We start from the raw sequence: 21314 nt of genomic DNA, 5'->3' as shown, positions 1-21314 counted from the left end.
TCCAAACGTCTGCATTTAAGCGTTAAACAAGCTGGCTCATAAATGCAGTCGCCATTCCAAAATAAATAAGTATACTAATAATGTCATTAATTGTCGTGATGAATGGCCCTGAGGCAACAGCAGGGTCTATGTTCAGCTTGTGCATCAGTAATGGGACAAGTGCACCAGCAAGCGTTGCAACAATCAACGTAAATAATAACGAAAAGCCAACCAATAAGCCAAGTAAAAAGGTCCCTTTCCATAAAAAGATGATAATTGTAACGAGAATACCAGACGTTGCCCCTGTGATCAGGCCAGTTCCAGCTTCTCGAGCAATGAGTGCCCATTTACTATTCTCTTCAAAATCTCCTGTTGCAAGTCCTCTAACAACTACTGCTAGTGCCTGCGTTCCTGTGTTTCCTGCCATTCCGGCAATAAGAGGAATAAAGACAGCTAAGAGCGGTACTTTATCGAGCGTGACTTCAAATTGACCAATTAAACTCGCTGTCATCATCCCAAGAAATAAAAGGATGATGAGCCAGGGAAGTCTTTTTTTGGCTGATGAAAATGGATTACGATCAAACGAACCATCATCTGAAATGGCCGCAAGCTTCGAATAATCCTCTGATGCTTCTTCTTCAATAACATCGACGATATCATCATGCGTAATAATCCCAAGTAAATGGTTTTGAAAATCGAGAACAGGAAGGGCGAGAAAGTCATAGTCTCTCATAATTCTAGCCGCTTCTTCCTGATCTTCTCCCACCGAAATGGAAACAACGCGTTCATTCATAATTTCTTCAATTAATGTATCTTCTTCCGCAATAATTAAATCACGTAAAGAAATAACGCCAACGAGCCTTTTTTGCTCATCTAATACGAATATATAGTAGATCGTCTCAGCCTCAGGGGCTTCCTGTCTTAAAATTTGCATCGCACGCTTTACCGTTTGGTGAGCGCGAATCGACACAAACTCGGTTGTCATAATACTACCAGCCGTTTTTTCTTCATAATGAAGCAACTCTTTAATTTCGTCCGCTGCATCATCATCCATAATCGTTAAGTAGCTTGCGATTTGTTCTGGATTTAACTCATTCAATACGTCAACGGCGTCATCCGCATACATTTCGGCAAGCATCTTTGCTGCGTAACCAGGTTCCATTTCTGAAATGTACTCTTCTTGCTCTTCAATGTCGAAGTTCTGGAAAATCTCAGCCATTTCACGCGGTGATAAATAGGTGTACACGAGTAGCCTGATTTGTTCGGATACAGTTAAAAAGAACTGCGATTGTTCATATGGGTGTATATCGAGAAATAGCTCACGAAATGCGTCTATTTCTTCCTGTTCTAAATGATGTATGAGTGCGTCGTATAAATCCTGCGTTTCTTGCTCCTGGTAAGCCACTTTGCACACCTCCCTATTGTTTTTTAATCACAAAGTTACAAATGCTCAAATATGGCTATATCATTTATTGTAAAGTTTCGATAAGCTTTGCTTAAGCGGTTATATCTTTGTACTTATGCTACAAGAAAGTAAAATTACCTTCCTATCTTAGTCGGTGTGTAGTTATTTTGTCAAAAATAAATACAGGAACCGATTTGCAAACGGAAGGATTTCAGATAAGATAGGAAATGTGATTAAAAGAAGGAACGCTTTTCTTTAGAAAGGATTATATCATGAACAATGACAATCAAACACCATGGCAACAAATAGATTTCACCCTTTTGTTCTTTGTATTTCTACTGATGTGTATCAGTACTGTTGCCATTTACAGCGCACAGGCTTCACTACCCGGAGAATTAAAAAACTTTAACTTTGCAGGAAGACAGCTTACATGGTATTTCGTAGGTGCGTTCGTGCTTTCTCTTACACTGGTCATTGATTTTGATCGCTTTAGACAGCTTTCCTGGTATCTCTATGGATTTGGGATTCTTCTTCTGATCTTACTAGCTGTTAGTCCTGAGTTCATTGGAAGCTATCAAATCGCACCAATCCGAAATGGTGCTAAAAGTTGGTTTGTTCTTCCAGGTCTCGGAAGTGTGCAACCCTCTGAGTTTATGAAAATTTTCTTAATCATCACCATTGCGTCAGCATCTGTTTCCCATCATGAAAAACATCCAACAAAAACCATTCAAACAGATCTGATTTTATTAGCAAAAATTTTCGGCATTGCCGCAGCTCCTTTGCTTATTGTGATGGCTCAGCCTGACCTTGGGACCGCCATGGTATTTACGGCGATCGTCGTTAGCATTACGCTAGTATCTGGCGTACGCTGGAGACTTCTCTCACTTTTAAGTTTAATAGGTGTTGCTGGGGTTTCGGCATTAGTGTTTATCTTCTTCAAGTTTCCGGCATTTTTTAAAGCGTACTTACTTGATGAGTATCAACTTGCCCGCTTTTACGGCTGGCTAGCTCCTGAAGAATATGCTGATGCTGGATACCAAGCAACGAAAGCCATTCTTGCCATTGGCTCTGGTAAATTAGAAGGAAAAGGCTATGCCGATGGAACAGTTTACTTCCCTGAAGCACATACGGACTTTATTTTCGCTGTGATCGGTGAAGAATTTGGTTTTATCGGTGCAAGCATCACAATCTCCATTTTCTTTATGCTCATTTACCGTATGATCCATACAGCTCTTGAAAGCAATGAATCATTTGGAAGCTACCTCTGTGCAGGAGTTATCGGAATGCTAACATTCCAGGTATTTCAAAACATTGGAATGACGATTCGAATTCTCCCGATTACGGGAATTCCATTACCTTTTGTTAGCTATGGAGGAAGTGCCCTCTTAACTTATATGATTGCAGTTGGTCTTGTATTAAATGTACGGTCTCGAACAAAAACGTATATGTTTGAATAACCTGCCTCTCGGGCAGGTTATTTTTTATGTAAATGCTGATACTGGTTCTAACTTTAGGGAAAAGTTAGAAAAGAGAAGGAGGGAAAAAGAATTGTTCGACATCATTAGTGATATCCATGGATGCTATGAGGAAATGAAGACGCTCACGAAGCGTCTTGGGTATGATTGGAAAAACGGCGTTCCCCATCACCCTGATGGAAGAAAGCTTGTTTTCCCTGGAGATATCACAGACCGTGGTAAAAACTCCCTTGGCGTGGTTGAAATCGTTACTAAACTTGTGACAATGGGTCAGGCATTCTATTGCCCTGGAAATCATTGCAACAAATTCTATCGCTATCTGATTGGTAGAAACGTTCAACAAACTCATGGTCTTGAGACTACGATTGCTGAACTTGAATCACTCTCTAAGGAAAAGCGAACGAGGTTAACAGAATCGTTTATCTCGTTATATGAAAAAGCCCCGCTTTATTTGTCCCTTGATGATGGGGAATTAATTGCTGCACACGCTGGCATACCGGAGAAATACATTGGACAAGTAGGAAAAAAGGTTAAAACATTCGTGCTTTACGGAGATATTACTGGTGAATGCCATCCAAACGGAATGCCCATTCGTAAAGACTGGGCAAGTCAATATGAAGGGAGTGCGCTCGTTGTCTATGGTCATACTCCCGTCTTAGAACCAAGGTGGGTCAATCATACCGTGAATATCGATACCGGCTGCGTCTTTGGTGGGAAATTAACAGCGCTTAGCTACCCCGAGTTGAAAACGACATCGGTCCCATCCTCTATGCCTTATGTTGCAGAAAAATTCACCTCATTTCAGTAAGAGTTTTCATATCATCATCAAGCTCCGCTTCAAATCGGAGCTTTTTCTGTAAGAAAGGATGATAAAACTCGAGCTTGGCACTATGTAACGCCTGTCTTGAGATAAGCTCCTTTGTCCCCCCATATAAATCATCTCCTAAAAGTGGATGACCTAAATAAGCCATATGCACTCGAATTTGGTGCGTCCGTCCTGTTTGTAAGGAAAGTTGAAGAAGAGAGAAATTGCTGTATCGTTCCACGGAGTGATAGCGGGTTAAGGCATACTGCCCATCCGGACGAACGGCTCTTTCAATAATACTTCCTTCCTTTCTTCCGATCGGTGCTTCTACCTCTCCTTGTCCATTGACCTCACCATGAACTACTGCTAAATAAGATCGCTTCATTTCTTTCCTTTTCTGCTGTTGTGAAAGGAGATCGTGGGCATAACGATGTTTCGCAAATAGAACGAGTCCTGAAGTATCGCGATCGAGGCGATTAACTGCATGAATGGTCCTCTTCCATTTTTTTGTTTGATAATAATACAATACTCCCTCCGCTAAGGATTCTGTTGAATGGCGAGAAGGGATGGTGGGAAGATTCGCTTGCTTATTAATCAACAAAAAGTGGTCATCTTCATAGCAAATCCGTAGTGGCACTTCTTTAGGTACCATCGTTTCACTTACCTTTTCTTCAGGAAAAACGGCTTCCACGACATCCCCTTTACATAATACAGTCCGCACATTTTGGTGAATGCCATTGACCAACAGGTCGCCTCCTTTGAATTTAATATCCGTTAACATGCTTCGAGACATGTTTTTCTCCCTTAAAAGAAATTCTCTTAAACCCATTCCTGCTTCACTTTCTACAACCAACCAGGTCATTTTAACTGCCACTTAAGGGCACCTCATTTCTCAATTAGTAAAAAAACAGCACCGCTCAAATGTTGAACAGTACTGTCTGTCTTTAATATACTTCATCGACAAAAGACTCTTTCACCCTTTTCCAAAATGGAAACGGCCTGAATCGTGCGAAACGCACTTTCTCTTCAGCCACTCGATATTGAATCGACTTCACATCTTTTTGTAGAAGGAAAAGATGATCAATTGTAATTTGAAAATCAGCGTCGTTTACAGGTCTTAAAAGACATGTATGATGCTGAGGGAGAACAAGTGGTGAGCCAACCGTACGGAAGACGCGATTATTAATCGACGCCATTTCAGAAAGCTGGATCGATGGAAGCGCTGGGTGGATGATCGCTCCTCCTAACGCTTTATTATAAGCAGTACTCCCGGACGGAGTGGAAATGCAAAGTCCATCACCACGAAACGTTTCAAACAAATCCCCTTTAATTTCCACATTCATGACGAGAGAGCCTTCTACACTCTTTACTGTACATTCATTAAGGGCAAGGTATCGATTTTCTTTCGAGCTATTCAAATAGCGAACCGTCACCTCAAGAAGTGGGTATTCGACAATCTGAAATGGTGTTCTTGCAATATGAATGACCAGCTTTTCAACTTCTTCAGGAGTCCAATCAGCGTAAAAACCGAGGTGCCCAGTATGAACACCAACAAACGCTGTATCTGCCAGTCGGTCCTGATAATGATGAAAAGCATGAAGCAGCGTTCCATCCCCACCAACAGAAATCACAATATCTGGTTCTGCTTCGTCATAATCCAGGTCAAAATCACGCAAATAATTTTTAATTCGCTGCTGAAGTTGGTTGGAGGTTTGATCCCCTTTGGACTTTACCGCAAATTTCACTATAGGCACCTCGTCTACTTTAGTTTTCAGCTTTCTTTTGTTCGTTTTCTTTTTTTTGCATAAACACTTTTTGGGCTTCCTTGATCTCACCGCGTATTTCAGACATCTCGTCATCTAATTTAGATGCCGCTTCAGCTGCACGCTGAAGTCGTTTCTTAACGTCTTCTGGAATTTTCTTGTTGTATTTATAATTAAGCGAATGCTCAATTGTTGCCCAGAAATTCATCGCTAAGGTGCGTATTTGAATTTCGACAAGAAGCATTTTTTCACCTTGGATAGTTTGAACTGGATATTGCACGACCACATGATAAGAACGGTAGCCACTTACTTTTTGATTCGTCACATAGTCGCGTTCTTCAATAATATCGAAGTCTTTTCTTCCCCTAAGGTGATGAATCACCTTATTAATATCCTCCACAAACTGGCACATGACACGTACCCCTGCAATGTCATGCATCTCCTCTTGTAACCGGTCGAGCGAAATCTTCTTATTCTTTGCCTTATCAAGGATACTGGATATAGGTTTCACTCGTCCTGTTACAAATTCTACAGGAGAATGATCATCCGCTTTTTCGAATTGCTCACGAAGACCTTTTAATTTTATTTTCAGTTCATTGACTGCTTGTTTATAAGGGGCTAAAAATTCTTCCCAATTTTTCATCCAACCACCACCGACAATATCTATTATGAGGCTGTTAGAAAGGCTTTCTCTACAGCTTGATTCATGTCTTCTCCATAGTTTGAATTACCTTTAATATTCTCAATGAGGTAGCCAAGTTCCTCTTTTAAGTCAACAAGTTCTAATGATGATCCTTGATCTGAAGTAACCGTAACGTTTACGTCTTTTTCAAGAACATTTGCTAACATCGGCCAAACTTCTTCCTGGAATCGAATGTATGTATACCCTTCTCCCCCGTCAAGTAAATAAACAAACGATAAGGAATCTGAATCCACTAACATGTTTCCAGTCGCAGTGTAGTGGTTTAAATCAACGTTTTCATTCAAACCAAAGGTAAGTGTGTGATCGGTTAATTCCCCTGTTATGATGTAGTATTGTTCTGGCACAAATACCTCTCCTCTCAATCTTTCCATTATGTATCACCTAATAGTTTATCATAATGCAATGGTTGATTTCATCGTTGTTGTTCTGATTCAAGACATATGCCATAATTCTTTTATATCCAATGAAAATGGAGGACTCGTATTTGGCACAAGAACTCGAAATTGAATTTAAAAATATGCTGACAAAAGAAGAATATGCCTCATTGCTTACGACCTATCAGTTAGAAAATAACATCAAAACCCAAACAAATGACTATTTTGATACAGTTGATTTTCTGATAAGAGAAAAAGGGGCGGCTCTACGCGTTCGAAATAAAAAAGATTCGCTCGTCTTAACGTTAAAACAACCCGCTAACGAAGGTTTACTTGAAACTCATCAGTCCATTTCACTTGAAACCTTTAAAGCGATTAAGAAAAATGGCTCTTTACCTGAAGGTGAAGTACGATCGCAACTTCAAGAGCTTGGTATTCAAGATCAGCTTCTCCATCTAGGACGATTAACAACACACCGTGCGGAATTCGCTACGGATAAAGGGCTACTCGTTCTTGATCATAGCGAATATCTGAACCGAGAAGATTTTGAGCTTGAATTTGAAGTATGCGCCTACGAAGCCGGAGAACGTGCTTTTAATCACCTTCTTCAGCAGCATCAGATCCCAAAGCGAGCAGCGAAAAACAAGATTCTCCGCTTCTTTCTCGCCTCGCAAGAACAGGCCTAAACAGCCTGTTCTTTTTTTGTATGGGAATCATTTCAAATCGGATTATTTGCTGTTATGTAGGGAGGTTGCTAAAATGAAGTTGAAATAAGGTTCTACCTGCCAAAGGGGAAAATCATTATGAAGCAAAACATGTATGATCATATTGGCGGTGCAAAGCTAGAACAGCTTGTGACTGCTTTTTATAATCGGGTTGCGAAACATCCCGAATTAACATTAATCTTTCCAGAAGATTTAACTGAAACTGCTCGAAAACAAACGCAATTCCTAACTCAATTTCTTGGAGGTCCTTCTCTATATTCAGAAGAACATGGGCACCCTATGCTTAGAGCGAGACACCTCCCATTTGAAATTACACCGAGACGGGCTTCAGCATGGCTTACGTGCATGCAAGAAGCGATGGATGAGGTACAACTAGACAAAGAGTTACAAGAACATCTATTAACACGTTTAACGTTTACTGCCCATCACATGGTTAACTCGGGTGATCAGGAAGAGAAAGGAGAATCGAATTGACGCCGAATGTAACTGGTTCCTATTGCGATTCTTACAATCCAAATGGACAATCCGATGTAGCTTGTTCAGCCCAGACTCAAAAGGGCAAACCGATCGAAATTTATTCATTTATCGACCCGCTCTGCCCTGACTGTTGGGGTCTTGAGCCAATGATTAAAAAACTACAACTTGAATATGGACATACTTTTCGTATTCGCCACCTTGTTGGAGGCAATATTAAAACATTTAATTCGTTCAAGCGAAAAAATGAAGGGATTACAACCCACGCCGATGTAGCTGAACGCTGGGAACGTACCGCTAGTCGCTCTGGCATGTCCTGTGACGGTGATTTATGGTATGAGGACCCTATGGATACCCCTTATATTGCATCGATTGCGATAAAGGCAGCAGAGCTACAGGGAAAGCTCCCTGGCTTTAACTTCCTTCGTAAAATGCGAGAATTACTTTTTATACAAAAACAAAATATGACGAAAGAAGAAAATCTTGTTCAAGCCGCAAAAGAAACGGGTCTGGATGTTCACGAATTCCAAAAAGACCTTCATTCACAAGCAGCTGTCAAAGCTTTTCAGTGCGATTTAAAAATTTCATCTGAGATGGAAGTGAATGAACTACCTACGCTCGTTTTTTTCAATGAAAATATTGAAGAAGAAGGTCTTAAAATTACAGGTCTTTATGAATATGATGTTTATGTTCGCATTCTGACTGAAATGTTAAAGACAAAGCCAACGCCAGAACCGCTTCCGTCTTTAGATGCATTTATGGATCGCTATCGGTTCGTTGCAACTAAAGAAGTCGCTGTCGTGTATGACATGAGCTGTGAAGAAGCTGACGCAGCGATGAAGAAGCTTGCCCTAAAGCAAAAGGTTGAGAAAGTACCTGCTAAACACGGTTCATTTTGGCGTACTGTAACAAATGGATAAATTTAAGAAAGAATGGTGCTGTAGGCACCATTCTTTTTTTTGCTTTTCTAACCGGTATAAGTATTAAAAGTTTTCATACGTATAACACGAGGAGGGGAAATGATGCGCTTCTATCTTTTCATCGGTATTGTTTTTATTGCGATTAGCTTTGTGATGTTTATCATGGGACTACTTAAATTTATCCCGATCCCAATCGGAGCTGCCCTTTTATTCGCCTCCATTCTTATGACAGTTAGCCTCTTCAATTCCCGCAATCAGTTTAAAGGTTTCAATCGCTAAAAAGGCCTTCTCCAACATGGAGAAAGCCTTTTTATTAGTCTTCAAACAGTAAATTTTCCATTTCGTTTAGGATGGATTCAAAAACGTCTAACGCATCGCTGATCGGCTTAGACGATGTCATATCCACTCCAGCCTTCTTTAATACCTCAATAGGATAGTCCGAGCTACCTGCTTTTAAGAAATCAATATACCTAGAGACGGCTTGATCGCCTTCTTCAAGAATTTGATTTGATAGTGACGCAGCTGCACTATATCCTGTCGCATACTGGAATACATAGTAGTTGTAATAGAAATGAGGAATTCTCGCCCACTCAAGCGCAATCTCTTCATCAATGACGAGATCTTCACCAAAGTACTTCTTGTTTAAGTCATAGTAAAGAGATGAAAGGAGATCAGGCGTTAGCGGCTCACCATCCTGTGCTTTTTGATGAATCATGTGCTCAAATTCTGCAAACATCGTTTGTCTAAACACAGTACCTCGAAATCCTTCTAGATAATGGTTTAATAAATAGAGCTTTTCTTTTTTATCTGAAGTATTTTCAAGTAGATAATGGTTTAACAACGATTCGTTTGTCGTAGAAGCCACTTCTGCTACAAAGATTGAATAATTGGCATAAGGGTATGGCTGATTTTCTCTCGTATAATAACTATGAACTGAGTGACCAAACTCATGAGCTAGCGTAAAGAGGTTATTCACATTGTCTTGCCAGTTCATTAGAATATAAGGACGCGTGCCGTAAGTTCCAGAAGAATAAGCTCCACTTCGTTTGCCCACGTTCTCCTGAACATCTACCCAGCGATTAGCAAAGCCTTCTTCAAGAATCCCTTTGTATTCTTCACCGAGTGGTGTTAACCCCTTTAAAATATATTCTTTCGCTTCATTATAAGAAACTTCCATCTTTACTTCAGGGACAAGCGGCGTATACATATCATACATATGAAGCTCGTCAAGTCCAAGTGCTTTTTTCCGAAGACTGACATACCGATGTAGCAAATCTAGGCGGTTATGCACCGTTTCAAGCAGATTGTCGTAAACATCTTCTGGAATATTGTTACTATCAAGCGCAGCCTGTCTTGCGGAATCGTAGTTTCTCACTTTTGCATAATAATTATCTTTTTTAACTGTTCCACTTAACGTAGATGCAAACGTATTTTTAAATTTACCATACGTATCATAGACCGCTTTAAATGCATCCTGTCTGACGCGACGATCACTGCTCTCAAGAAAACGAATGTAGCGCCCGTGCGTTACTTCTACTTCTTCCCCATTCTCATCTTTAATGGTTGGAAACTTCATATCTGCATTATTCAGCATTCCAAACGTGTTGCTTGAACTGCTTGTTACATCACTAACCCCTGCGAGAATGGCTTCTTCTTCTTTTGAAAGAACGTGTGGACGCTCCCGATTGATTTCATCAAGGGCATGCTCATAAAGCTTCAGTTCTTTCTTTTCATTCAAATATTGCTTAATCGTTTCTTCAGGTACACTTAAAATTTCAGGAACAACAAACGCTAACTCACTGCTTACCTGCGTTGCAAGGTTCGCTGCTCGGTCATTTAGCCCCTGGTAATGCGAATTCGTCGTATCCTGGTCATAGCGCATATGGGCGTATGTATACAGCTTACCCAGCTTCATTGTAATTTCATCTTGCTGTTGAAGAGCGCGATACAGCTTATCAGCTGACTCCGCAAGTTTTCCTTTATATTCCTTCATTTCAGGAAGTAGCGCTTTAATTTCTTTAAATTCTTCTTCCCACTGCTGATCGCTTTCATAAATCGCTTCTAATGCCCACGTATCTTCGACCGGAATTTCGTCTCGTTTAGGTAGAGCGTTTTTTTTCTCTTCCATGAATCGACACCTCCATCAAATGATTTCCTCACATACATTATCGTACCATATTCTCCATATGATGCTTACAATTTCGCTCGACAAACCTTGCAAGTTCACATGAGCTTTTTACTAATTATGTGATCCATTTGTATACTTTCTTCCGAATGACGATGAATCAGTGGTTGATAAAGTTTTTCATATCGTTCATTATCCCATTCTTTTAACACTTTTAACCGAACTAATTGTCTAACGTAACCACGAAGGGCATCACTTATTCCATTTATGTGCATAGGGGTTGATCTTGTCCTAAATAAACCAGAAGGGATCACACGTTCAAACGCTTGGACGAGGGAGTGAAATGTAAAGCTTCGCGGAATTGTCGGAAGGTAGCAAATGAGAATCCAGGTTTGCCATAAGTAAGAAGGGGTTTCAATCCAATAGTTGTTTTCAGATGGTATGCCAGCTTCGGAAGGAAAAAAGCGGATGGAATGCCCTTTGCTATAAAAAAGTTTACGTAAATAAAAATAAGCAAAGGACTTTTCTCCATGAGGGTTTTGACGCCAAATTAATTTTTGTTTTAACCAAATTGGATGAGAGTTAAGCTTTTCTTTTACAACAGAGAGTTTTTTAAATAGACAATTGAAGGAAGTTGTAGATATAGGGGTATAAAAAGCGGAACATATAAATTTAGTAGGGGTTAAGCTTTGATGAATAATGACAGTTGCAAACGTGCGTTCCAGAGGACAATAATAATATAAGGTTGGGTAGCGGTGCTGATGGCAGGCTGAAGCCCACTCCATGGAAGACATCGTATAAACCGATTGGTATGATCGTTTCAAACGCTTTGCACTTAAAATCCACTGTACCTCGATGTTGGCTTCATGATAAGAAGAAGTTCGCTCAGAAAGTAAGGTTGCTTGAATGGAAGAACATTGAAATTCGAGTGCGGTTTGAGCATGGGGTAGAAATAAATCGGGGCGTTGATTGGTTTTTGTTAAGTAATGTTCTACTTTAACGTCATTCTCTTTATTCAGCCATTCATAAAGCTGCAGTTTTCCAGTGAGATGATAATTCGATTCGCGTTCCCAAAGCGCTTCACAAGGAGGAGATCCTTGATGAGCAAAATGCCAGGTCCGCTTATGACCTAGTTTCATGACTACAGGTTGTCGACACCCAGGACAAAAATACGAAGTCGATCGCCTAAGCTGCATAAGTTCTTTTAGACGATATTGCTGATCTGCCAGGTTCAGCAGTGTGCCATTCATCGTTTCAGCTGTTAACATCACAACACCTCTCTCTCCATCGTTCCTTAACCTTTATTCGCTATTAAGACCTAAATTCCTTCTTTATTCGTTACAGGATTTGGGAAGTTACATATAAAAAGGCCGATTCCCATTGGAAATCGGCATCATTTTATAAGAGTGGGAAGTGTCCGCGGAGTTGTTCTAGAGCTTCCTCAGAGAGAATCTCCTTACCGTATTCTTGTATGCGGTGAATGGTCAAGTCTGTCTCATAGCCATATTCCAACAGCTGACTTAATCGGTTGTCTTGATCTTCTTCTATCAATGTATCATCAAAGACAACGTGGAGATAGTATCGATCCTCAAAATGGTACAAGCCATTTTCAACTCCAACTGGATCAAATCCATGTGATAACGAAATGACGTCTTCAAAATCTCTAAACGCGATCATAAAGGAAAGCTCTTCTCCTTCGAGAGGTTCAGGCTCGTCTTCTGGTTCATAATTATTCTGAAGCGCAAATTTATCATCAAGAATTTTATCCATGTTCTCATCAAGTGGAAGATCAAGCTGCTTTTCTTCTGAAATCGGTAGTTCAAGTTTTGATCCGTCGTTTGACATTTGAGCACGTGTAACAATGATTTCAAGACCTTTTTCAAGAGCCTGAACTTGAATCCATAGAGGACCTTCTAGTGAAAATTGTTCTCTTTGATGCGCTTCATCCATCATTTCCCAGAACAATTCTTCTCCTCTTTCTCTGTCGTACCAAATTTCTTCTCGATCGAATCCTCTATTTTCAATGTCTCTATACGTAATAAAGAATTTCAGTGTATTCGCGTTGACACGTTCGATTTCCATGTGCACTCTCTCCCTCCTGTTTAGTTAACCGGAAGGCTATTCCCTCTGGGATACTCCTAATTTCTTCATTCCCTTAAGCGGCTCTTATTAACCACTTTTCTCTTGTAATACCATTCTATGATAAACCATCAAAGAATGGAAATAAAAAATCGTTTGATTTTTTCACTCATATTAAACCATATACACGATATATTTATTTATGTGTATAGCTTGCCCAAAAGTGCTCCTGTCATGAGGTTAAAAATTCGCTACTCGGGAGTGGATTCCGTGTTTAATGCAGAAACGATTACTCAGGTTTTCTTTATCATTGGAATTGATCTTGTGCTGGGTGGTGATAACGCAGTTGTGATTGCACTAGCCTGTCGTAATCTCCCTCCATCTCATCGAAGTAAAGCGATTATGATGGGTACAGCGATTGCTGTTGGACTTAGAATAGCACTAACAATAGTCGCTGTCTATTTATTGATGCTCCCATACTTACTCATCGTAGGTAGCCTCTTTCTTCTCTACATTTCGTTTAAACTGGTGATCGATAGCGATAGCAGTGAAACGATTCATTCCACTTTTTCATTTTGGGGGGCAATTCGAACAATCGTGGTAGCGGACCTGATCATGGGACTTGATAATGTGCTCGCCATAGCAGGCGCATCGGAAGGGAAATTACCTCTTGTCGTTTTCGGATTATTGATCTCTATCCCTATTATCGTATGGGGTAGTCGTATGATCATGCATGCCCTTGATCATTTTCCGATATTAATTTACCTCGGTGCTGGCATTTTAGCTTTCACATCCGCCAGAATGTTAACTAGCGCAGCTGAACTAAAAACGTTTTTCTATACTTACCCTTCGATGGAGAAAGTGACTGAATTTGTTTTCGTTTTAATTGTGATTATTGGAGGATGGTTTTTAAAAAAGATGAAAGGAAACATTATATACTTTCAACCTTACATTAAATGAGGTGAAAGACTCCACAAAAAAAACTTCTACAGGGTAAACTGTAGAAGTTTTTTATTAGTTAACGAGACGTTGTGCCTCTTGAAGTTGAAACGTACGAACTTTTCTTGGTAGAAAACGACGAATTTCGTCTTCATTATAACCAACCTGAAGTCGTTTTTCGTCCAATATAATTGGACGGCGAAGTAATCCTGGATGCTCGCTAATTAGCTCAAACAATTCCTGCAAAGAAACCGTATCTAGATTTAAGTTCAATTCCTGGAATGTTTTAGAGCGAGTTGATATAATTTCATCTGTTCCATCTTCCGTCATACGTAAAATTTCTTTCACTTCTTCGATCGTTAGAGGCTCAGAAAAAATATTTCGTTCTGTAAACGGAATATCATGCTCTTGCAACCATGCTTTTGCTTTACGGCAAGATGTGCAGCTTGGAGATGTATAGAGTGTTACCATAAGGAATTGCTCCTTTCTATAAGTAAACGTCAAATCCACATTAGAAAAATTATCTTTTCACAATTTGTATTATACTACAATTCTTATCAAATAAATAGGGGATGACAAAAATTACATAAAAGCTATACAATAGCTATACAATTACTTAAACCTAACTCCTATATTCCCCATTCCTGACTATCCAAACCTGTATTGTTTTAAAAATGTTTAAATTTCATGCTAAAAAAGTTTTGTTCACATGATACGATTCGTAAGAGATACACTAATATTGAGGTGAATAATATGAAAAAGGCCGTTCTTCTTGCCAGCATGCTTGTCTTTGCAAGCGCTTGTACGACAGAAGAGATTACCAATGAAGAAACGTCAAATGAACCTATACCTGTAGAAGTAGCATCAGTCGAACAAAAAGACATTTCAAACGACCTTGAATTATCTGGACAAGCTACTCCTGGTGTCACGATCCCTCTCGCTGCTCCTTCTCCCCTTAAAGTAACGGAACTTAACGTTTCAGTTGGAAGCAAGGTTGAAAAAGGAGATCTAATCGCTGCTCTTGACGACTCAACAGCAAGAGAAAATGTGAATCAGCTTGCAAATGCGGTGGATGAACTAGAAAAAGCGGTTAATCAAGCGAAAGAATTATCAGGACAAGCTGAGAAAAGTGCTCAAGAACTGAATAACCTTCAAGCAGATTTAAATCAATCTCTTGAACGCTCAAAAGAACTTCTAAGTGAGTTAGACTCTGAAGAGGTGACAGCAGCTGATGTTTTAAAAGAAAGCCTTGAAGTAACGATTAAACAAGCGCAGTTATCCCAGGCAGCTACACAGGTACCTTCGATGTCAGCTGGAAATGTGACTCAGTTAGAAACACAGCTTTCTGAAACCAAGGCAAGTTTAAATCAAGCACAAGATGTATTAAATGCAACGACGATTGAATCTCCTATCAATGGGATTGTTTCTCAAATTAATGCGGAGGAAAACGCAGCGGCTGTTCCAAGTACACCTCTTGCCGTCGTCGTTAATTTGAATCCAATTAAAGCAACATTTCAAGTGAATAGCTTTCAAATCTCACAGTTAAAAAAGGAGCAGGAAGTAAAAATTACGTTCGACGGAGTTGACGGAACTTTTGATGGAAAATTAAATGCGATTCCTCCGACCGCCAATGAACAAACTGGCTCGTTTCTCATTGAAATCCCTCTTGATAATAAAGACTTAAAAATTAAAGGCGGGATGAAAGCAACGGCCACCATTCAAACGGATGTCATTGAGAATGCCATCATTGTACCAAAAGAATCGATCGTCTATGGTGATGAAGAAACGTTTGTGTACATACCTCAGGGTAAGAAAGTAAAACAAGTAAATGTCGAACTTGGCACAGAAACGAGCGATAACATCCAGATTACAAGCGGCCTTTCTAAAGGAGATCAAGTGATTACAAAAGGAAAAGACCGCTTAAATGAGGCATCCGAAATCCAGGTACAGAAGTGAGTTGAGTCCAAATGAATATTGCTAAGCTTTCCGTGTTTCGCCCCATTGCCATGGGGATGGTCATTATTTTCATTCTCATTATCGGAACCGTTTCACTTCGAAACATGCCAGTCGATCTTTTTCCAGATTTAACCTTTCCTGTAGCTGCTGTAACTGTTACATATGAAGGCGCTGGACCAGAGGAAGTTGAAAACCTACTTGCCTCCCCTCTAGAAAATGTAATGGGTACTCTTCCAAATGTCGAAAGCATCTCTTCTGTCTCACAAAATGGCGGAGCATTAATTCTTGTCTCCTTTGAATGGGGGACAGATATGGATTTTGCAACCCTCAATATGCGAGAACAAATTGATGCGGTGCGGGACTCTCTTCCATCTGAAGTTCCCATCCCTAAAGTTTTGCGGTTTAATCCAAGTGACATTCCAATTATGCAACTCGGGGTCGCTGGCTCAGAAGAAGATCTAACCGCTGTTAAAAAAGTAATTGAAGATCAAATCAAACCTTCACTCGATTCCGTCCCAGGCGTTGCTGCCGTTAATATTGAAGGGCAGCTTGAAAAAGAAATTCGTCTAACGGCTGATCCTGATAAACTTAGTCAATACGGGGTGACACTAACCAACTTACAACAGCTTATCGGATCAGAAAATCTTAACTTACCGAGTGGATCCATCGAAACCGAGAATAAAAATCTGCCGCTACGAGTGACTGGTGAATTTGAATCTGTAGATGATCTAAAAAACTTGGCTGTGCCAACGAAGAACGGTACGGTAAAACTAGATCAGCTCGTTGACATAGAAGAGAAAATGAAACCTGCTGTTCAAGAAAGTTACTTAAACGGTGAGCCAGCAATCGGCTTTTCAATTCAGAAGCAATCGGGCGCAAACACAGTTCAAGTTGTTAACCAAATCAATGATAAGCTTGACGAAATACAACCTTCCCTTCCAGAAAACATGGAAATCAAAACAGTGTTTGATCAAGCCAAATTTATCAACCAATCGATTCGAGCAGTTGTATGGAACATTATTATTGGAAGTCTATTAGCTGCTGCAGTCCTATATTTATTTTTACGAAATATTCGTAGCACGTTGATTATTGGACTTTCCATCCCAATTTCGATCGTAGGTGCATTTATATTAATGTACTTCTCAGGTCAAACCATTAACCTTCTTACACTCGGAGGACTAGCTCTTGGGGTCGGAATGATGGTGGATAATTCGATCGTTATTCTTGAGAACATTTATCGACTAAGGCAAGAGGGAAAATCTCTTAAAGATGCTGCTGTAGAGGGGACGAAAGAAGTAGGTAGTGCCATTATCGCTTCTACACTGACGACCGTTGTCGTCTTTCTACCAATTGTTTTTGTAACAGGGCTTGCGGCTCAGCTCTTTAAGCCACTAGCACTGGCAGTGACCTATTCCCTACTAGCCTCACTCTTTACAGCACTTATTATCGTTCCGTTACTATCTTCACTTTTAATGAATCGAAACGAATCAAAATCTATTTTCCAATTAAGATTCGATCGTGTGAACAACTGGTACAGACGCGTATTGGATAAAACATTAACACATCCTAAAAAAACCGTTGGTGTTACTGTTTTACTCTTAGCTATTTCAGCTGCAGGAGCGCCTTTTATAGGAACTGAATTTCTGCCTGCTCAGGACCAAAGCTTCGTTAACATATCTGCCAATCTTCCGGCGGGAAGCTCGTTAGAAGCAACTGAGAACGTTACTGAAGAAATTGATAAGGTGTTAAAGTCAATTCCTGAAGTAGACCTATCCTATCTAACGGCAGGCGGTACTGATAATTTCAGTGTTGGTGCAGGAAGTCAGACGAATCGTGCTTCTTATAGTGTACTTCTTGTTCCTATTGGCGAGCGAGATCAGTCCGATTTAGAGGTAGCAGAAGATATACGAAAGGAACTGAAGAGTATACCAAATGCTGATATTTCTGTTTCGGCAAGTGATTCAGGATTTAGTGCTGATCCCATTTCTATTAATATCATCGGTCCTGATCTTGATGTTTTAAAAGAGCTTTCAGATGATGTGATGGAAAGTATTTCAGAAGTAGATGGTGTCAGAGAACCAGCTTCAAGTATTGAATCCAATAATCCAGAGGTTCAAATTCTGATCGATCGGGAGAAAGCAGCTAGTTATGGAATCGGAAGTTCTCAAATTTCAACAGCGATCTCAAATGCAACAAAAGGACTTGTAGCGAGCAACCTAGCGCGAGATGGGAATCAACTCGATATTCGCCTCGCAGTGGAAGACAAATATACAGATTCACTTGATTCGCTTTCAAGTCTCTTAATTGAAACTCAGACTGGTGAAAAAATTCCTCTCTCTGCAGTAGCTGAGATTGAACGGGGGCTAGGTCCTTCTGAAATTACTCGTACCGATCGACTGAGACAAGTGGAAATCACGGCTAGTTTGTTAGGGAGAGATCTTGGAACAGTAACTGATGAAATTCGGGAAAAACTCGTGAAAGATGTTCCTTTGCCTGGTAATTCATATAAGATTACGTTTGGTGGCCAGGATGAACAAATGAACGATGCTTTCTTTAAGCTATCAGGGGCACTTGCTCTCGCCATCGTTCTTGTTTACATGGTAATGGCAGGACAATTTGAATCCTTTCTCTATCCCTTCATTATCATGTTTTCAGTTCCATTAACCGCCATTGGCATTATCTTTGGTTTGCTGATCTCCTTCCAGCCGCTTGGAGTAGGGTCACTCGTGGGTATGTTGATTCTAACAGGGATTGTTGTCAATAACGCCATCGTTCTTGTTGATTATATTAATAAGCTTCGTGAGACAGGAATGAACACGCGTGAAGCGATACTTGAAGCTGGTCCCATTCGATTACGCCCCATCCTGATGACAGCCTTAACTACAATCCTTGGGCTTGTACCGTTATCATTAGGCTTTGGAGAGGGAACAGAAATTCAACAGCCTATGGCGATCGTCATCGTGTTCGGGTTAAGCGTTGCTACATTTATTACGCTGGTATTCATTCCCGTGGTATATTATTTAATTGACCTTCGCCGTCAAAAACGATTAGCGAAGAAAATGGAATCCAATGAAAAAACCGAAAGCCATTAATGGCTTTCGGTTTTTGATAATTGTGCTAGCGTTAAGCAGATGTTCTCGTATTTGAGGCGGGCTCTTTCGAAGACTGCGGTTTCCAGGTTTTCCAGCGTCTTTTTAGTAAATCCTTCAACCATTCGCGCTTCTTTTGCTTTTTCTTCTCACGATTCTTCATAAGAAGTTTCCCTCCTGATCGAAAACCATTCTCTTACTCTTCGATAAGTTCCTTCTGTTCTTTAAGGCTTAGCACCTCTTCTACAGGCTGATAAGACGCACCGTATAGCTGTTTATCCTTATAGGTGTGAATTTCTTGATACGTATGCTTCATGGCTTCATATATTTCTTTCTCACCAGCTTCACTTGGCGACCAGTACAAGATCTCCATTTCATTGATTTCATTCGTAGCAAGAGACCTTCTACGATACCCAATTGACTTCGCATGTTTGAAACCTTCTCGCAAATAAAAGCGCTGTCTTTTTTCAGTATCTGTTTCTTCGTAATCAACTGGCTCTACTTCAAGAATAATTGGTTTCTTCTTTTCTTTCAGTTGTTCAATTAGTTTCTTTCCTAGCCCCTGACCTCTGGCATCCCTGGAAACGAAAATATAGTCCACGAATATGAAATCAGGAAGATCGGCATACATTAGAACATGGTGCGGTCCCTCGTCCTTATTGTAAATGTCACCCTTTTCTTCCAATAGCAAGTCCATATGCTCTTTTGATTTCATCTCTTCAATGGGGAAATATTGCTTCAGCTTCTCATACCAGTTCATTGATCTACTCCCTTATAATTAATTATTCCCTATAAGTATAACACATTTATCCAGTAAGATAGTGCTAGACGGGCTATTCGATATTTTCCCCTCTTCTTTCATAAGTAAACATCTCGTACACTTAAGCTAAATAAGATTAAGGAGGTTGGACATGAATTTCTATAGTGAATTTATTTTGTTAGCCATTCTAATCATTAGCTTTACTGCTTTTGTAGCCATCGTTTTAAACACATTTGGTCATCTTTTATTTAATAAGAATAAGAATACTTATCAAAAACCCCTGCAAAACAGTCAAAAAAACTGGAAAACTTTATTAAGAAATCACTCTTAATATCAAAAGACCGCCATATTGGCGGTCTTCTGTCGAATAAATTAAGGAGTATAATCAACATTTTTCGTATAACTATTGCTCGCGTCCCATAGAAGGAACTCGTTAATGCCATTATCTTTCAAAGCTTTAATCTGTGCTTCCACTTCTGCTTTACCATAGTTGAGGTAGTTGCCGCTACCTAAATAACTTGCAGTGAAATCCTGAATCCAAGGGCGACTTGTAGGCGCATCATCAAGCTTTCCTAACACTTCATTCTCAACTTTTGCATATTCGTTTACTAAGTTATAAGGCTCAAGGTCTGGCTTAGCAATGCCAAAGTAAGATCCCCAGTGACTTGGATAAATCATTGATGAAATCACATCAACGTTGCTAGAAATTTTCGAGAAGTTTTGTCCAATTCCTGGAGCTTCAGGAATCGTTGCTGAGTATCCAAAAATATCGACAGACACATCAACATCGTACTGTTCAAGTTTTGAGTTTGCATACGCAACAAAATCTGTTACAGCCTGAACTCGTTTTTGCACATTGTCCATGTCCATGTCGGCATATTTACCCATCGTATATTCCAAAGTATCTTCTCGTGTTTCAAACCCTTCAGGGAAACGAACGTAGTCAAATTGGATTTCTTTAAAGCCCATTTTCGCAGCTTCAATTGCGATTTGGACATTATAGTCCCAAACTTCTTCTTTAAACGGATTGACAAACGCTTCACCACGTCCATTTTTCCAAATCGATCCGCCTTCTTTATAAGATAGTTCAGGTCTTGCTTCTGCGAGAACCGTATCCTTGAATACTACTACTCTCGCAATTGGATAAATATTGTTTTTCTCCATCTCTTCCAATACGCTGCGTGGATCTTTCATATAAGGTTTACCAATCTCATACTCTGCTAATGGAGAATCCTTCTTCGGTTCATATGTAAGGTTACCAAAATCATCTTTAAAATCGATGACCATCGCATTTAAGTCTGTTGAATTCACAAATTTCGTCAATTTACTAAAACGACTTCCTCCAGCAGAATTACCTGTTACATAAATACCTCTTACAGCATCAGGATACTTAAAATCGAGTCCAGAATCATAAACGAACCTTGGAAGGCGATCCGGAAGTGTTAATTCTTTCTTTTCTACCTCAAAACCTTTAAGATTTGTCGCTGATCGTGCATCTTCTGCTAAAACAGATTGTCCGAACACAGAAAATAACAAAACCGATGCGAGCAGGCTTTTCAACCCAAGTTTAAAAATACGCACAGCTTCTCTCCCCTTTATTAGTTTGCCTCCTCTATTATAAGATGAATATACGGTCTTTGAAAGAACTTCCAGTAAAATTTCTCAAGTCTTTTTCTTGAACGTTCATAATTGATTTATTTTTCACTAGCTGGTATGATGATTAGAAAAATAAATTTAAGGCGG

22 protein-coding genes are annotated in these 21314 nt (G+C 39.9%); 10 read left to right on the top strand and 12 right to left on the bottom strand.

The features are described 5' to 3' along the window. Positions 1 to 22: 22 nt before the first annotated feature. Positions 23 to 1384 carry a magnesium transporter gene (mgtE, locus tag PQ511_RS01505; RefSeq protein WP_273850177.1) on the bottom strand — a complete coding sequence of 454 codons (1362 nt, stop codon included), beginning with the start codon at positions 1382 to 1384 and terminating at the stop codon, positions 23 to 25. A gap of 272 nt (positions 1385 to 1656) precedes the next feature. Between mgtE and PQ511_RS01500 the strand changes: the two genes are divergently transcribed. Both PQ511_RS01500 and prpE read left to right on the top strand, forming a co-directional pair. Beyond that, positions 1657 to 2841 carry an FtsW/RodA/SpoVE family cell cycle protein gene (locus PQ511_RS01500; RefSeq protein WP_273850175.1) on the top strand — a complete coding sequence of 395 codons (1185 nt, stop codon included), beginning with the start codon at positions 1657 to 1659 and terminating at the stop codon, positions 2839 to 2841. Between the two features lie 91 nt (positions 2842 to 2932). Beyond that, positions 2933 to 3667 carry a bis(5'-nucleosyl)-tetraphosphatase PrpE gene (gene prpE / locus PQ511_RS01495; protein WP_273850174.1) on the top strand — a complete coding sequence of 245 codons (735 nt, stop codon included), beginning with the start codon at positions 2933 to 2935 and terminating at the stop codon, positions 3665 to 3667. Here the strand turns inward: prpE and PQ511_RS01490 are convergent. The 4 genes from PQ511_RS01490 to PQ511_RS01475 form a co-directional block, all read right to left on the bottom strand. After that, positions 3651 to 4526 carry an RluA family pseudouridine synthase gene (locus tag PQ511_RS01490; protein ID WP_273850612.1) on the bottom strand — a complete coding sequence of 292 codons (876 nt, stop codon included), beginning with the start codon at positions 4524 to 4526 and terminating at the stop codon, positions 3651 to 3653. The two genes, prpE and PQ511_RS01490, sit on opposite strands and share 17 nt — an antisense overlap. An 82-nt stretch (positions 4527 to 4608) precedes the next feature. Next, positions 4609 to 5409, bottom strand: coding sequence for an NAD kinase (locus PQ511_RS01485; protein ID WP_224594831.1), 801 nt, complete (start codon positions 5407 to 5409; stop codon positions 4609 to 4611). A 19-nt stretch (positions 5410 to 5428) separates the two neighbouring features. Next, on the bottom strand, positions 5429 to 6070 hold the full coding sequence (yjbM, locus tag PQ511_RS01480; protein ID WP_273850172.1) for a GTP diphosphokinase: 642 nt from the start codon (positions 6068 to 6070) through the stop codon (positions 5429 to 5431). 23 nt (positions 6071 to 6093) lie between these two features. Further along, positions 6094 to 6501 carry a UPF0738 family protein gene (locus tag PQ511_RS01475; RefSeq protein WP_273850169.1) on the bottom strand — a complete coding sequence of 136 codons (408 nt, stop codon included), beginning with the start codon at positions 6499 to 6501 and terminating at the stop codon, positions 6094 to 6096. A 113-nt stretch (positions 6502 to 6614) separates the two neighbouring features. On the opposite strand from PQ511_RS01475, the gene PQ511_RS01470 reads away from it, so the two are divergent. The 4 genes from PQ511_RS01470 to PQ511_RS01455 all read left to right on the top strand — a co-directional run bounded on the left by PQ511_RS01470 (position 6615) and on the right by PQ511_RS01455 (position 8902). Beyond that, positions 6615 to 7190: a CYTH domain-containing protein gene (locus PQ511_RS01470; protein WP_273850167.1), complete on the top strand. Its 576-nt coding sequence runs from the start codon at positions 6615 to 6617 to the stop codon at positions 7188 to 7190. 117 nt (positions 7191 to 7307) lie between these two features. Beyond that, entirely contained in the window at positions 7308 to 7703 is a 396-nt protein-coding gene (locus PQ511_RS01465; protein ID WP_273850165.1) for a globin domain-containing protein, read from the top strand. A 92-nt stretch (positions 7704 to 7795) separates the two neighbouring features. Beyond that, complete coding sequence (locus PQ511_RS01460; protein ID WP_273850611.1) at positions 7796 to 8623, top strand: ClpXP adapter SpxH family protein; 828 nt, start codon at positions 7796 to 7798, stop codon at positions 8621 to 8623. Between the two features lie 102 nt (positions 8624 to 8725). Then, positions 8726 to 8902: a hypothetical protein gene (locus PQ511_RS01455; RefSeq protein WP_273850163.1), complete on the top strand. Its 177-nt coding sequence runs from the start codon at positions 8726 to 8728 to the stop codon at positions 8900 to 8902. 34 nt (positions 8903 to 8936) lie between these two features. Here PQ511_RS01455 and pepF read toward each other — a convergent pair whose 3' ends face one another. The 3 genes from pepF to mecA all read right to left on the bottom strand — a co-directional run bounded on the left by pepF (position 8937) and on the right by mecA (position 12830). Beyond that, complete coding sequence (pepF, locus tag PQ511_RS01450) at positions 8937 to 10751, bottom strand: oligoendopeptidase F (protein ID WP_273850162.1); 1815 nt, start codon at positions 10749 to 10751, stop codon at positions 8937 to 8939. 95 nt (positions 10752 to 10846) lie between these two features. Then, positions 10847 to 12016 carry a competence protein CoiA gene (locus PQ511_RS01445; RefSeq protein ID WP_273850160.1) on the bottom strand — a complete coding sequence of 390 codons (1170 nt, stop codon included), beginning with the start codon at positions 12014 to 12016 and terminating at the stop codon, positions 10847 to 10849. Between the two features lie 130 nt (positions 12017 to 12146). Then, positions 12147 to 12830, bottom strand: coding sequence for an adaptor protein MecA (gene mecA, locus PQ511_RS01440; protein WP_273850159.1), 684 nt, complete (start codon positions 12828 to 12830; stop codon positions 12147 to 12149). Between the two features lie 267 nt (positions 12831 to 13097). Here mecA and PQ511_RS01435 point away from each other — a divergent pair, with 267 nt between their 5' ends. After that, a complete protein-coding gene (locus tag PQ511_RS01435) occupies positions 13098 to 13787 on the top strand; it encodes a TerC family protein (RefSeq protein WP_273850158.1) in 690 nt (229 codons plus the stop codon). A gap of 54 nt (positions 13788 to 13841) precedes the next feature. Here PQ511_RS01435 and spxA read toward each other — a convergent pair whose 3' ends face one another. Next, positions 13842 to 14237 (bottom strand): transcriptional regulator SpxA, encoded by a 396-nt coding sequence (gene spxA / locus PQ511_RS01430; protein ID WP_098443134.1) that lies wholly within the window; start codon positions 14235 to 14237, stop codon positions 13842 to 13844. A 282-nt stretch (positions 14238 to 14519) separates the two neighbouring features. Here spxA and PQ511_RS01425 point away from each other — a divergent pair, with 282 nt between their 5' ends. Further along, positions 14520 to 15722 (top strand): efflux RND transporter periplasmic adaptor subunit, encoded by a 1203-nt coding sequence (locus PQ511_RS01425; protein WP_273850157.1) that lies wholly within the window; start codon positions 14520 to 14522, stop codon positions 15720 to 15722. Positions 15723 to 15733: 11 nt separating this feature from the next. Beyond that, positions 15734 to 18814, top strand: a complete 3081-nt coding sequence (locus PQ511_RS01420; protein ID WP_273850156.1) for an efflux RND transporter permease subunit — start codon at positions 15734 to 15736, stop codon at positions 18812 to 18814. Positions 18815 to 18845: 31 nt separating this feature from the next. On the opposite strand, the gene PQ511_RS01415 is transcribed toward PQ511_RS01420, so the two are convergent. After that, a complete protein-coding gene (locus PQ511_RS01415; protein WP_255462008.1) occupies positions 18846 to 18974 on the bottom strand; it encodes a hypothetical protein in 129 nt (42 codons plus the stop codon). Positions 18975 to 19007: 33 nt separating this feature from the next. Next, a complete protein-coding gene (locus tag PQ511_RS01410) occupies positions 19008 to 19571 on the bottom strand; it encodes a GNAT family N-acetyltransferase (RefSeq protein ID WP_273850155.1) in 564 nt (187 codons plus the stop codon). Between the two features lie 151 nt (positions 19572 to 19722). Here PQ511_RS01410 and PQ511_RS01405 point away from each other — a divergent pair, with 151 nt between their 5' ends. After that, positions 19723 to 19902 (top strand): hypothetical protein, encoded by a 180-nt coding sequence (locus PQ511_RS01405; protein ID WP_273850154.1) that lies wholly within the window; start codon positions 19723 to 19725, stop codon positions 19900 to 19902. Between the two features lie 41 nt (positions 19903 to 19943). Here the strand turns inward: PQ511_RS01405 and PQ511_RS01400 are convergent, their stop codons facing one another. Further along, the gene (locus tag PQ511_RS01400) at positions 19944 to 21146 is read right to left on the bottom strand and encodes a putative glycoside hydrolase (RefSeq protein ID WP_420541652.1); all 1203 of its coding nucleotides are present in this window, start codon (positions 21144 to 21146) and stop codon (positions 19944 to 19946) included. Between the last annotated feature and the right edge of the window lie 168 nt (positions 21147 to 21314).

This window comes from Guptibacillus spartinae (assembly GCF_028610625.1).
In the GTDB taxonomy this organism is placed as follows: Bacteria; Bacillota; Bacilli; order Bacillales; family Guptibacillaceae; genus Guptibacillus; species Guptibacillus spartinae.
The sequence above is the reverse complement of the archived record's forward strand: the minus strand, read 5'-3'. Positions and strand labels throughout refer to the sequence as shown.